The organism is Campylobacter concisus (assembly GCF_003048615.2).
Classification (GTDB): domain Bacteria; phylum Campylobacterota; class Campylobacteria; order Campylobacterales; family Campylobacteraceae; genus Campylobacter_A; species Campylobacter_A concisus_C.
In genome coordinates this window covers 774,774-787,035 of the sequence record NZ_CP049263.1, presented here as the reverse complement: position 1 = coordinate 787,035, position 12,262 = coordinate 774,774, and the positions used below count along the sequence as shown (strand labels likewise).

Annotated in this window: 10 protein-coding genes and 1 tRNA gene; 1 reads left to right on the top strand and 10 read right to left on the bottom strand. The window is 38.6% G+C overall.

Going from position 1 to position 12,262, the window contains the following annotated elements; all coding sequences use genetic code 11:
- Position 1 precedes the first annotated feature (1 nt).
- Complete coding sequence (locus tag CVS89_RS03995) at positions 2–1,834, top strand: peptidoglycan D,D-transpeptidase FtsI family protein (protein ID WP_021085499.1); 1,833 nt, start codon at positions 2–4, stop codon at positions 1,832–1,834.
- A 35-nt stretch (positions 1,835–1,869) separates the two neighbouring features.
- On the opposite strand, the gene CVS89_RS03990 is transcribed toward CVS89_RS03995, so the two are convergent.
- From CVS89_RS03990 to fusA, 10 genes are all read right to left on the bottom strand, one after another.
- A complete protein-coding gene (locus CVS89_RS03990; RefSeq protein ID WP_107847758.1) occupies positions 1,870–2,304 on the bottom strand; it encodes a fatty-acid--CoA ligase in 435 nt (144 codons plus the stop codon).
- On the bottom strand, positions 2,305–5,400 hold the full coding sequence (ccsA, locus tag CVS89_RS03985) for a cytochrome c biogenesis protein CcsA (RefSeq protein ID WP_107847757.1): 3,096 nt from the start codon (positions 5,398–5,400) through the stop codon (positions 2,305–2,307).
- Between the two features lie 45 nt (positions 5,401–5,445).
- Positions 5,446–6,003: a c-type cytochrome gene (locus CVS89_RS03980; protein ID WP_103572180.1), complete on the bottom strand. Its 558-nt coding sequence runs from the start codon at positions 6,001–6,003 to the stop codon at positions 5,446–5,448.
- A gap of 93 nt (positions 6,004–6,096) precedes the next feature.
- Positions 6,097–7,332 (bottom strand): major outer membrane protein, encoded by a 1,236-nt coding sequence (locus tag CVS89_RS03975; protein WP_107847756.1) that lies wholly within the window; start codon positions 7,330–7,332, stop codon positions 6,097–6,099.
- 276 nt (positions 7,333–7,608) lie between these two features.
- Complete coding sequence (locus tag CVS89_RS03970) at positions 7,609–8,046, bottom strand: hypothetical protein (RefSeq protein WP_107847755.1); 438 nt, start codon at positions 8,044–8,046, stop codon at positions 7,609–7,611.
- Positions 8,047–8,169: 123 nt separating this feature from the next.
- Positions 8,170–8,757 carry a hydrogenase-4 component G gene (locus CVS89_RS03965; protein ID WP_107847754.1) on the bottom strand — a complete coding sequence of 196 codons (588 nt, stop codon included), beginning with the start codon at positions 8,755–8,757 and terminating at the stop codon, positions 8,170–8,172.
- An 83-nt stretch (positions 8,758–8,840) separates the two neighbouring features.
- Positions 8,841–9,275 carry a Dps family protein gene (locus CVS89_RS03960; protein ID WP_107847753.1) on the bottom strand — a complete coding sequence of 145 codons (435 nt, stop codon included), beginning with the start codon at positions 9,273–9,275 and terminating at the stop codon, positions 8,841–8,843.
- 152 nt (positions 9,276–9,427) lie between these two features.
- Positions 9,428–9,805: a rhodanese-like domain-containing protein gene (locus tag CVS89_RS03955; protein WP_107847752.1), complete on the bottom strand. Its 378-nt coding sequence runs from the start codon at positions 9,803–9,805 to the stop codon at positions 9,428–9,430.
- 223 nt (positions 9,806–10,028) lie between these two features.
- A tRNA-Arg gene (locus CVS89_RS03950) sits at positions 10,029–10,105 on the bottom strand.
- A gap of 78 nt (positions 10,106–10,183) precedes the next feature.
- Positions 10,184–12,262 carry an elongation factor G gene (gene fusA, locus CVS89_RS03945; RefSeq protein WP_021090006.1) on the bottom strand — a complete coding sequence of 693 codons (2,079 nt, stop codon included), beginning with the start codon at positions 12,260–12,262 and terminating at the stop codon, positions 10,184–10,186.

Genomic DNA, 12,262 nt, shown 5'->3' with positions numbered 1-12,262 from the left:
AATGAATTCCAGAAAATCAAAAATAACCATACTTTTTTTATTAATTACTTTTGGAATTTCAATCTTTGTGCTTGTTATATTTTACAGAGCAAGCATCGAGCGAAAGCTTCCTAAGCTTCAAACAAGCGACGTAAATACCGCAATCCGCGGCAACATCGTCACGAAAGACGGCTTTAGCATCTCATCAAGCCAAAAACTCTACAAAGTGATGCTTGACACTAGAAACATCGATCCAAACAAAAAAGAGATGTTCATTAAGCTCTACTCGCTTTACAGCGGCGACGATCCAAACAAAGTAAGAAAGATCATAAATGGCACAAAAGGCCTTGTCACGCTCTCTTACAGCATCGACGCAAAGGGCGCTACCTATCTTCAGGAGCTCTCTAGAAAGCTAAACCGCAAGGGCATTTTGATCTCATACCTTGATCCAAAGACTGGGCTTGCCTCATTTCAAGGTATGCGCGTAATGGAGAGCGGTCAAAACCGCAAATTTATGTCAAAAGACGCCCTAACGCCAGCTATTGGCTACGTGAGCAAAACAGAGAGCGACGCACTTACCAAAAGCAAAGGCGTAAAAGGGCTTGAGAGATACTACGAGGACTACTTAGCTCCGATACAAAACGCCAAAATCCTTGGCCCGCGTGATATCGGCAACAATATAATCTTAACTAGCGATTCAAATTTAGCAACGAGGGTTGATGGCTACAACGCAGTGCTTTCTGTACCGCTTAAATTTCAAACCAAGCTAGAGCAAATTTTAGATGAAAAGCGTGAATTTCTAGATGCAAAAGAGCTAATCATCTGCATAATGAATAGCAAAAATGGCGAAATTCTAGCCCTAGCTTCTAGCTCAAGATATGATCCATCAAATATAAGAAAGCAAGATTACAGCGCGCTAAATTCAAGCGCAAGCGAGTATGCATACGAGGTTGGATCGGTTTTTAAACCATTTATCTTCTCCATACTACTTCAAGAAAAAAAGGTAAATCCTTTTGAGCTAGTAAATACCTATAACGGCCGCTATCAGCTAGGCAAAAGAATCATCAAAGATACCCACCCAGAGCCTTTTATGAGCGCTGAAGACATCATCGTGCACAGCTCAAACATCGGCATGATCCAGCTAGTAGAACGCCTAAATGGTCCGCAAATTTATCAAGGGCTTTTAAATTTTGGCTTTTCAAGAAAGACTGGCATCGACCTGCCATACGAGCAAGTAGGCATGATGCCAACGGTTACCAAACTAAACTCATCGACCTATAAAGCGACAGTTAGCTACGGATACGGCCTTCAAGCGACATTTATGCAGCTTTTAAAAGCCTATAACACCTTTAATAACAAAGGCATCGAGGTGACACCGCACATGGTGGCATATCTTGAGCGAAACGGCAAGCGCTACGATCTGCCAAAAGCAGAGCCAGCACAGGTCATCTCGCAAGAGACCGCAAAGATAATGAAGAGAATTTTGATAAAAACAGTTGAAAAAGGCACTGGTTTAAAGGCATTTACGCCAGGTCTTGAGATAGGCGGTAAAACTGGCACCGCACACATCGCTTCTGGCAAAGGCGGATATAGCAACACCTATAACGGCTCATTTTTTGGTTTCGTAAACGACACAAGAGGCAACAGCTACACCATAGGCGTTTTAGCAAGAGATCCTAAAAAGCCTTACTACTACTTTGGTGCGCAAAGTGCGTTGCCGACATTTAAAAAGGCCGTTGATCTAATGGTTGAAGATGGCTATTTATTCCCAGATCCTAATGTCATAGCTGAGTTTGAAGCTAAAAAAGATAAGCTCAAAAACGACAAAGCAAAGCAAAAACCAGCGTTAGATTAATATATTTATAACATCCTTAAACAGAGTAGCATAATTTACCTGCGATTTTTGCGGTTTTCTATGCCTATCCTCTCGCTATCTTCGATCTCTGCAACATAGCTTGGATTTTTCTTTTTAGCCTCTTTGTCTAAAAAGTTAATAAGCTTTGCATCGGCATTTTGGTGAGAGCAGATGAGGATTATAAAATTTATGTAGTTGCTAGCTTCTTTTGGAGCGACCTGATTTTTTTTCGCTGGTATTATAAATTTCTCTCCAAAAATTTGTATAAGCTCGAAAAGCTCGTTTTTGCTTAGAGTTTTATCGCTAGCAAGCTCTTCAAGCTTTTCGATCGTGATCTCTTCTTCGCCCTCAGCTTCTAGTCCTCTTGTTAAGACTTGATGATCTTTGTTTTTTAGCAAAAGATAGACTAGCGCGCAAATGGCTACTATAAGCAAAAAGACAAAAAAGACTATCAAGCCTTTAAGAAGCATCTATAGCCTTGTGCAAAGAGAGCGTTTTGTAAATGCAAGAACGCTCATCGCTATCATCACTACGATGCTTATCCAGACAAAATCAGGCACCGGAAGCGGATCTCCAGCTGCGTATGAGTGCATGCCAGCTAGATAGAAATTTACCCCAAAATAGGTCATTATGATCGACCAATAGGCAAAAAATGATGCAACGGCAAATGCGTATTGATTATTAAGCTTTGGTATAAATCTCATGTGAAGCACTGCCGCATAGACGAGGATCGAAACTAGCGCCCAAGTCTCCTTGCTGTCCCAACCCCAGTATCTACCCCAGCTCTCATTTGCCCAGACGCCACCTAAAAAGTTTCCAAGCGTAAGTAAGCTAAGGCCAAGTATCATCGCCATCTCATTTATACGTGTCGCTTCAGTGATATTGCGTGCGATCTCTGCATTTGGCTTTTTCTTATTTTGCAAGATGATAAGCAGCAAAGTAAATCCACCAAGCAACGCACAAAGGCCTAAAAATCCATAACTTGCAGTTATGATAGAGACGTGGATAGTTAGCCAGTAGCTCTGAAGCACAGGCACAAGCGTCGTGATCTGCGGATCCATCCAGCTAAGGTGCGCGACAAATAGCGTAACACCAGCTAATATAGATGTAAGCGCAAGTGCGATCGGACTGCGTTTTGCAAAGATGATGCCAGATAGACCAAGCGCCCAAGCGATATAAACCATCGACTCGTAGGCATTACTCCAAGGGGCGTGCTCAGCGATGTACCAGCGAAGACCAAGTCCAGCTGTGTGCGCAAGAAAAGCTAGTAAATTTATAATATATACAGCTTTAACTATGCCATTTATCTGCACTTTTGGCGCTAGCATCTTGACAAAAACAAATAGCAAAAGCGCAAGTCCAGCCAAAAGATATATCGGTGTCAAGCGGTCAAATACTTGAAATTTATTAAATAAAATTTCTATATCTATCTTTTTCTCGCTTGGCATGACTGCAGCACCGTATTTGTGTTGATAGGCTGAAATTTTCTCAAGCGCCGCATCTGCCTTGCTCCAGTCATTATCCTTTGAGGCTGCATCAACAGCTGAGAAGTAATCTCTCATCATGCCAACGACTAGCTCAGCCTCTTTTGGCGAGAAGTACATCATCGCGCTAGCAGGCGAATACCAAGAATTTGATGGATCATCTTGTTTTGGGAAAATTTTGAAAATTTCACCGATAAATATCATATAAAATACATTTAGTCTCTCGTCGATCTTTATCACATCTTTGTCAAATGTATTGCGTGAGCCTGGGTGTTTGCGGTTTGCTATCTCGGCAAATTTTGTTAGTTTATACTCGCTTCCACCATCTTTTGTCGCTTTAAAAAATTCATCAAAGCTTGCGTATCTTGCATTCTCATCGACACCTAGCTCTTTTTTTAGCTCCTTGCTCTGACCAAGCGCGATGATCTTCTCATTTCGCCAAAAATCAGGCGTTACCATTATAGAAAGCATCGCTTGGTTTGAATTTAGACTACCTATGCTCTCGCCTCTGTGAATTTTGTTTAAAACCTCTTTACTAAGCGTATCAAATGGCTTCATCCTGCCATCTGGACTTTGCACGATGAGTCTAGCAAGCTTGTCAGCATGCTCTTTACTGATATGTGGCAAGAAGTCCTCAGCCTTTAGCGAGCTAAAATTTAAGCCCAAAAGTAAGACCGCTATGAGCGCAGCCACTTTTTTACCGCCTTTTGTTGATTCATTATCTATTAGTTTTGCAAGCTTTCTAAAGCGGCTGTTAGGGTTTATGACATTTAACAAGAAGCCAAGTCCTAGCAAAAAGTAGCCGATATATGTCGGGATCTTGCCTGGGTCTTTATTGACAGAGAGGATCGTACCTTTCTCGTCAGTATCGTATGAGCTTTGGAAAAATCTATATCCATCATAATCAAGCACGTGGTTCATATAAATTCTATAATCAAACCCAGGATCATTCGTGCCGTCTTTTACCACAACCTCACTTGAGTAGCTCATAGGCGAATTTGAGCCAGGATATCTTTTTAGCTCAAAGTCTTTTAGATAGAGGCTAAATGGGAGTTTTATCTGCTGAGCTCCCCATGAGGCATTAAATTTCTGTCCAGCCACGGCGATACGTGAAGGCTCCATTAGGTTGTAAAATACATGCATCTCTTTACTCTCACCTTTGTAGTTTAGCTCAGCTATCAACGCATTAAACTCGCTATCCTTTGAGCTAACTAGCTTTCTTGAAGCGTGCGCTGAGACTAGTCTTGGAGCGAAATTTATATTTGAGATAGTATATAAGCTGCCCGTGCCAAATTCATTCACACTGCCAGCTTTTAGCTCAGTTTTAGAGCTATCCGCCATAGTAAATTTTGAAAGATCGGCATTTGAAGTAACAGTGAATTTTCCATCATTTAGCCTAAAAAGAACGTATTTTTTATTTTCATCTGGTTTTGCATTAAAGATAAAGCTGATATCTCCAACCCTTGCCTCTTCTTCTTCAAGTAAAAATATCTCTTCGCTTTCGCTCTCGTTTGATACTACAAATTCAACGACAGGCTTTCCGCTATCATCATTTACAAATTTATAACTTGCATTTGGCACAAATTCTTTAAATTTTAAACTAGCCTCACCGTCTGCTGTTTTTAGCTTTAGATCAAAGCCCTTCTTCACATCAGCAAGTCCCAAAGGCATAGCCGAGCTGATCTCTTCGCCTTTGTCGTTAAGCGCTGTTAAATTTATATACGAAACCTTTGTACTAACAACGTTTGAAGCGGTGTTTTCACGTATATGCATATCAGCTTCAAAACCAAGATATCTTGTGATGCCAGCACCGATTAAGATGACGATAAAACCTAAGTGAAAGATGAGAGATGGGAGTTTTTTGGGATCGATTAGGTTGTATCTAAAGATATTGAAGGCTAAATTTATACCAAGAAGTAGTTGGATGAGCGCAAACCAGCTAGCACCATAAACATAGTACCAAGCTGCTTCAGTGCTGGTTTTGCTCTCAATTATTGTGGCGGCTCCACTAGCTACGGCAAAGATTATCATCAAAACGATAGCTGAGCCCATACTTAAAAATAATGTTTTTGGATTTAACATCTGCTTCCTTTTATTTATATTGTGGCAAAGCTACCGAAGTGAAATTTATCTTAAATAACTGCCCTGCTTTGTTTCGGTTGAAACTGGTTTATTTTCGTTTGTATCTTGATCTGCAAGTGCATCTTTACCTTTTAGATAAGCAAGTATTGCACCTAGATCATTGTTTGAAACGATCTTAGCTTGGTTTTGCATCACGTTTTTACCACTACCACCAAAGCTTGAGTCACTTCTATAAGAGATGATGCTATCTTCTATATCTTTAGCATCCATGTTTTTAAGTGGTGTTGAGCCAAATGGTCTTTTCTCCGCACTTTCACCATGGCAGCTAGCGCATTGTTTCTCATAAAGCTCTTTTCCTAAAGAGACGCTATATCTACCTTTTCTATCAACGCCAAATTTTAAAATTCTATTGTCTTTATAGCGTCTTGGATCTTCATCGACATAGACATTTACTTTTTCATTTCTGTCATTAGCCTGCTTTTTTGCCATTTCAGCAAGCTCTTTACCAAACTCACCACGAGCTTCTATATAATAAACCTGAGAAGCTGCAAAGGCATTTGCCACCAAAAAACACGCCAAAAAAGAAATTTTGATATTTTTCATAAGTTTCCTTGAAATTTTGCTCTAAATTTAAAAATCCCGGATCAGATTGCTCCGACCCGGGATTATATCATAAGTTGATTAACGAGCTATGAATTAGAATGAGTATTTAGCTTCAAATCTAAATTTGTCATCTTTTGTCTTCACATCATTAGGTAGTTTGTGAGTTTGGAAAGAATAAAATGAGCTAAATGTTAGCTTTTTGTTGTATTGGTAAGCAAATCTTGGAACAAATTCCTCAACTTTATCTTTTACATCTGGGTTACCAGCGCCAGCTGAAGTTTTTTGAGTACCTTTAACATAATCTAAACCAACTGTGAATTTATCAAATGTATATGCACTTGTTGCATAGAAGAAGTTACCTTTACCCTCTGCATATGTCCAGTCAAATACATCTTCACCAGCAGTTATTAGGCCACCTTGATCTTCAAATGTAAATGCTGACACACCTTTATCTTGAGCTTTCCAGCCGATATAACCAGCAGCTAGATCAAAACCAAATAGTGAAGTTGAAAGTTCGCCAGCATAGAAGTTACCATCATTGTAGCCAAGGATGTTTTTAGCTTCTTTATCAGCTATGCTATTTGCATAGTTAAGTCTTGCACCTAGGGCAAAGTCATTAGTGATGTCGAATTTAGCTGAAACGTCAGCTGCAAGTACATCAGCTAGATTAGTTAATGTGCCATACCATAGTTGGAAGCTAACTGGATTAAATGAACCAGCAATACCAGCTGCATATAAGTTACCAACGTCATAGCTATTTAATTTATTAGTTACAGCTGCATCATATAATTTGCCATCGCTCTCGCCATTGCCTTCAAGAGCATCAAAAGCTAAAGCTGTTAGAGTAAGACCTTCGATATCTTCATTTACTACTCTTACACCAGTACCGATAGCATCATCAGTAAAGTATGAGCCAATCTCTTGTTTACCAGCTGTTATAGTAGTACCACCGATCTTATAGCCTAGATAGAATTGGTGAACACCAAATCCTGTAGTTGTATCTGTCTTATCTGTACCATTACCAGCATTATCACCTGATCCATCAGTTTTGCTATATCTTAAACCGATAACACCAAAGAAGTTATCGTCGATAGCAGCTTTAAAATTTGTGATCATTTTAAAGCCATGACCATCACCATCATTAGTTCCATTTTCTTTAAAAACGTCTTTTTGTTTCTTATTATACTGATGCGTATGAGTATATCTATATCTTGCCATACCAGAAAGATCAACATTTTTTATAGCTTCTTCAAGTGGAGTAGCACTTGCTACACTTGAGAATGCGCCTAAAGCAACCAAAGCGGCTAAACTAATTTTTGTTAGTTTCATTTTTTCTCCTTTTAAGGTTTTTGTGTCGACGATTATAATCAATAAATTTTAAGATGAAGCTTAAAAAATCATAAAATTTTGCATTTTTGTTACCGATCGTTTACCGATTTTGACCAAAAAGAGGTATATTTTGATAATTTAACTTTTACAAATGAGACTTTAAAAAAAAAGGGGGGGGGGTAAAAAGAAAAAGGGGCCGTTGCTTTGCCCCTTAAAAGGAGTTCTAGTTTTGATTGCTGATGAAATTATATACGCTAGCAGTAAATCAACGGTAATCTAAAAAGAAATTTTCTCCTCTTTTGGTACTTCGATATTTGTTTTTATATTTTTTCTTTTAACAACCACTTCATTTTGTGGTTTTCTTATGCCATTATATGCGCCTCTAGAGCCGCCCTCTTTTATAAGAAGCATGTCTATGAGCTTATCTGCGTAAAAAGTCGCATAGACAAGATCGCCTTTATCGTAATAATATCTGTTTGCACAAAAATTTGCTTTGTTTAGTTTGTGATTTTTCGCATCGCTGGCTACTATCTCGTAGCAGTATTTCGAATCTTTATAGCTAACATCTTTTATGAAGCCTTTGATTGAGCTTTTTGCAGGTATAGTTTTAGTAGCTTGCCTTGGTTGCTTGCGGACTGGTGGATTGTCATCAAAAAATGAGCATCCCAAAAACATAGTAGCTACTGCTAGAGGAAGTAAAATTTTAGCTTTCATCTTTTCTCCTTAATATAAAGAGCAAAGTATAGCTTTTAAGATTAAATAAAATTTGCGAATTTTAAAATTTGAGTTTTGTACTTACATTAATATATAAATTTCTTGGGAGAGACCCCAAGAAATTTAGGCTGATACGTTTAAAACATTACCGCCAAGTTCGGCGATCTTTTTATCGAGCGTCTCAAGGGTCTTTTCGATAGTCTTTTGTGAAATTTCAGGAAGTTCACCACCCCAAATTTTCTTTGCATCCTCAAAGCCCTTTGCCACGCCATCTCTACCAGCTTTTAGCTTCTCTACATCATCGCCTGCACCATTTAGCACAAAGCCGGCTATCCTATCAGCTGTATTTGCGATGCCAAAAAAGCCATTTTCACTAACTAGCTCGCTCGCCTCATCGCTACTTAGCTCTCCTAGAGCTTTGCCGTTGTAGCCTATGCCTGCTAGATCAAGTCCAGCTAAAATGTCTGATAAATTTTCAGGCACACTAAAGCTTAGACCACCTTGAGCTAGTAAATTTGAACTAGTATTTTGAGTAATATCTTTTTGATACTGCAAAAAGTAGCTATTTGATATCTCTTTTGCGCTTAAATTTGAAATCTCGGGCTGCTTTTTAGAAACCTCTTTTTCATCTTTATGAAGCGAAATTTCTGATTTTACATTTTCTTTTATACTTGAAGTGTTGTATGAGCTTACGATTTGACTGATTTGCATATTTGGCTCCTATAAGTTTATAAAAACTATATCGCCAAAAGGTGGAATTTATTTAGGGTAAAGCGGGAGAGCTCCCGCTGTAATTATTTGCCAAGTGTTGCGTTTAGCATCCAGATGGCTTTTTCAAATTTAGCTATTTGATCTTGTGCGTACATCTGAGTTGTTGTGTCGCCTTCTGCAAGCTCATCAAGCTTTTTAAACTCGCCCAAAAGGTGCTTGTAATCAGCCAAAACAATATCCAAAACTTCAGTCGGAGTGTAGCTCTCTTTTGGCTCGTGTTTTATGTGAGCGACTTTTGCTAACTCTTCGGCCTTAACAATAGGTCTGCCACCAAGCATAAGAGCTCTCTCAGCTGCGTCATCAAAAATCTCACTCATATCCTCATAAGCTTTTTCAGTATACTCGTGGACGCTAAAAAACTGAAGGCCTTTTACATTCCAGTGAAGATCGTGAAATTTGATATAAAGTGCATTTGCATCAGCCTGAATTGTGTTTAACTGTAAAATAACTTTTGACATTTTGTCTCCTTCTTTATTGTTTAAATGTGATGAAATTATATTGACTTAGAGTTAATCACTGGTTAATCAAATAATAAAATTTATTATTTAGTATAAATTTTGACTACAAAATAAATTTATCTTGTAGTCAAATGTAGATTTTAGAGATTTGTCTATTTTTTATAAGGTGTAGTTTTGTAACCTTGCTCGATCAAACTACTCATGCCACCATCTAAATTTATAATCTTAAGATCTGTGCTATCTATCGCTGCAGCTGCTGCTGTGCTTCTTCTACCACTTCTACAAACAAGAGCGATAGGCTTTTTGATATCAACCGCCTTTGAAAGCTCATCTAAAAATGCACTCTTGTTACTTGGATCAAAAGTGATGGTCTTCGCACCAGTTATGATGCCAGTCTCTTGCCATTCAGATGGAGTTCTAATATCAACAATCTGGTCATATTTTTTGATCTCATCTGGGCTTATATTAACAGTTTTAACATCAGCTGACAACATACAACAAACGGCTCCTAAAAGTAAAATTTTTTTCATCTACTCTCCTTAAATAAATTTTTGAAATGTTAGCATGGATTATTAAATATATAAAATTTTTGTTGATAAATTTTATTGATAGTGAGGTCATACAAATAATTCATTAAAAAAATAAATTTATTTATATATCAAACACAACTACTTATAAAAATAAGAATTCTAAATATAAATGATTAAAAGCACTCTATAAAAGATTGTTATTGCACGGTATTTAAAGCAGGAGTGGTGTCCCCAGCGAGGTTCGAACTCACGACCTCAGAATTAGGAATTCTGCGCTCTATCCAGCTGAGCTATGAGGACAAATTTACAAGTTAGTTTAAATTTTTACTCAAGTAGTTAAATTTTAAAGGGCAGATCACTCTGCCCTATTTTGGCTAATTAGCCATTTCTCTTTTTAATAATCTCTTCACTTACGTTTTTAGGAACTTCTTCGTAGTGATCAAATTCCATAGAGTAAGTCGCACGACCTTGAGTCATTGAGCGAAGATCTGTTGAGTAGCCAAACATTTGAGCAAGTGGACAATAAGCAGCAATGATTTTTACACCATTTCTATCATCCATTGAATTTACTTGGCCACGGCGCTTATTAAGGTCACCAATAACATCACCCATATACTCTTCTGGAGTCTCAACTTCAACTTTCATCATAGGCTCAAGTATAACTGCACCTGCTTTTCTAGCGCCCTCTTTAAAGCCCATTGAAGCAGCAAGTTTAAATGCCATTTCAGATGAGTCAACTTCGTGGTAGCTACCATCAAAAAGTGTAACTTTAACATCTTCAACTGGGTATCCTGCAAGAACACCGCTTTGAAGCGCTTCTTTACAACCTTTTTCAACAGCTGGGATGTACTCTTTTGGAACAACACCACCTTTGATGTCGTTAACGAATTCAAATCCGCTAGCAGCTGGAAGTGGCTCGATGCGTAAGAACACGTGACCATATTGACCACGACCACCTGATTGTTTAGCATACTTGTACTCTTGTTCAACTGCCTTACGGATAGTCTCACGGTATGCAACTTGCGGCTGACCAACTTCAGCATCAACTTTAAATTCACGAAGCATACGATCAACAATGATCTCTAGGTGAAGCTCACCCATACCACTAATGATAGTTTGTCCGCTCTCTTCATCAGTGCTAACTCTAAAGCTTGGATCTTCTTGAGCTAGTTTTTGAAGAGCGATCGCCATTTTTTCTTGATCTGCTTTTGTTTTTGGTTCAACCGCAACACTGATAACTGGCTCTGGGAAGTCCATTCTCTCAAGGATAACTTTATCTTTTTCACTTGCAAGAGTATCGCCTGTTAGAGTATTTTTTAGACCAACAACAGCGCCAATTTCACCAGCAAAAAGCTCAGTAATCTCTTCACGTTTATTTGAGTGCATTTTTAGTAAGCGGCCGATTCTCTCTTTGCAGTCTTGAACTGTGTTGTAAGCATAGCTACCGCTTTCAAGGCTTCCTCTATAAACACGGATAAATGTTAGCTGTCCAACAAATGGGTCAGTCATAATTTTAAACGCAAGAGCGGCAAATTCGCCATCATCTGTACTTTCAACAGTCACTTCAGTGCCATCTTCATAAACACCATTTATCGCTGCAATCTCATCTGGAGCTGGTAGATAATCAACTACTGCGTCAAGCAGAGGTTGGATACCTTTGTTTTTAAACGCAGTTCCGCAAAGCATAGGTGTGATAGTCATTCTTAAGCAGCCTGCTTTTATACCTTTTTTGATCTCTTCTTCAGTTAGTTCTTCGCCTGCAAAGAATTTCTCCATCAAACTATCATCTGTTTCAGAAACAGCTTCGATTAGTTTTGCGCGGTATTCTTCAGCTTTATCTTTAACTTCAGCTGGAATTTCTTCTTCTACATAGTCAGTTGGCTTTTTCTCGTCATTCCAAACGTATGCTTTCATTCTTACAAGATCAACCACACCTTTAAAGTTATCCTCTGCACCGATAGGAATTTGGATAGGCACTGGATTTGCTTTTAATCTTTCTCTAATCTGCTCTTCAACTCTAAAGAAATTTGCACCAATTCTATCCATTTTATTAACAAAAACAATTCTTGGTACGTGATATTTATTTGCTTGTCTCCAAACAGTTTCAGACTGTGGCTGAACACCACCAACAGAACAAAATACCGCAACAGCGCCGTCAAGAACACGCATAGAACGCTCAACCTCAATAGTGAAGTCAACGTGTCCCGGAGTGTCGATTAGGTTTACTTGGTAGCCCTTCCAAAACGCTGTAGTTGCAGCTGATGTAATAGTAATACCACGCTCTTTTTCTTGCTCCATCCAGTCCATAGTAGCAGCACCATCATGAACCTCACCTATCTTATGGCTCATACCAGTGAAGAACAAAATTCTCTCACTAGTAGTTGTTTTTCCAGCATCAATGTGAGCCGCAATACCGATATTTCTTACCTTATGTAAAGGCGTTTTTCTCTCTGCCAT